The following is a 1,507-nucleotide window of genomic DNA, read 5'->3' as shown; positions in this document are numbered from 1 at the left end:
CTGACCCTGGTCAGGGTCACAACACGCCCAGACGGGACGCACATCTACCGGGGCTCGCGGGCGGCAAGTGACCTGGTCAATCGCCCCAGTGGGTTGACGGTAGCAGCGGTGGTTTATGAACAAGAGGAGTTCGATTACCAGGTCGCGGAAAGGTTTATGAGCGATCTGGGTGTGCCGGAGGAGCGCCGCAGGGGCATCGCCTGGGGAAACGGCGACCAAGGGCGAAACCGCCCACCAGCCAACTTGGACTATTTTCGAGCCGCTGGTTACGAACCGGCGCGGGTAGAAGTGATTGGTTACTCCGGGGTGATGCCAGACGAGTTTTTCATCCAGAATCAGGCTGGCATATTGCTCTATATTGGTCATGGCTGGCATGATCTCAACTATCTGTGCGTCGCACCTGGTACTGATGCATACGATTGCTCGAGAGCCCGTCCTACTGATATGGGGGACCATTGGACAGAGGGGTTACAAACCGTTATCCAGCTTGGTTGCAGTGTGCTGGACATCAATGATATGAATGGGTGGTGGAGCAACAAAATCTCTCCTGGCAAAGCATGGGTAGCGCTCCCTGGCCCTCAAACCTGGCTTGGGTTCCAAGCCAAGGCACCGAAGGTTGGAGTTCCTGGGCAGGATGGGGAAACGGCCCTTTATGCATTGGCTTCCGAACGCGCGGCTGGCAAGTCATAGATTGAAGCCTGGCGGCGAGCAACAGGCAAGGAGACATCTATTACGCCTCACAAGTTTGTCGGGGCGGTCGCCATTGAAGAATGCAACTACTATTATTGGAAAGAATACTGCTACTTCCTTGTAGGCTGCATTCGCTATACTTGGGAAGTGGTTCCATGTAGCGAGTGGAACTCCAGCAGTCAGGGATTGGAAGGCTTTATGGCTTCGCCGGCCGAAATGCACATCTACGATCAACAGGGACGCCACGTCGGGCCTAATGAGCAGGGTGGAACCGACACCGAAATCCCCGGCTCTGCCTACTGGACACCCATCGTGGCCGGAGAGCCGGATGCCGATGCCCGCCGCGTCTCCATCCGCACCGCCGACCTGAGCCATGGTTACCACCTGCGACTGGTTGGGATAGGGGAGGGCACCTTCGACTTCCTCCTGGAGATTCCTGACCGCTCGACGGGTACGCTCTACCAGACGACCTACGTCAGCGTGCCGGTCAGCAGCGGAGCGGAGTTCACCCTTACGCTGGAGCGGGGGACCGATTTCGTCCTGGCCGCCGACGCCGATGGGGATGGCCTCTTTGAGGGGCAAGTAGCGCCCTCTGGTGTCTTCACCCGAGCGATTGACTTGCCGGTAAACTTGACCCTGTCCGGAACGGTCGGGGAGAACGGCTGGTACATCAGCGACGTGACGGCGATGGTGAGCGCTTCCACCCGGCCGGATCTGCCGCCCATCGTGGGCCTGGAGTACGACCTGGGGGCCGGCTGGCAACCTTACCAGACCCCACTGCTCATCACCCAAGAGGGCACCCAGACGTTGCATTATC

At 58.9% G+C, this 1,507-nt stretch carries 2 protein-coding genes; both read left to right on the top strand.

Annotation, left to right across the window (positions count from 1 at the left end):
• A partial coding sequence (locus ABJK56_RS02095) for a hypothetical protein (RefSeq protein ID WP_347243010.1) occupies positions 1–690 on the top strand: 690 nt, incomplete at its 5' end.
• A 147-nt stretch (positions 691–837) separates the two neighbouring features.
• The coding region (locus ABJK56_RS02090) for a hypothetical protein (RefSeq protein WP_347243009.1) at positions 838–1,507 on the top strand (670 nt) is incomplete at its 3' end.

Source organism: Thermogutta sp. (genome assembly GCF_039793925.1).
In the GTDB taxonomy this organism is placed as follows: domain Bacteria; phylum Planctomycetota; class Planctomycetia; order Pirellulales; family Thermoguttaceae; genus Thermogutta.
Note: the sequence above shows the minus strand (reverse complement) of the source record. Positions and strands in the feature narration are given on the sequence as shown.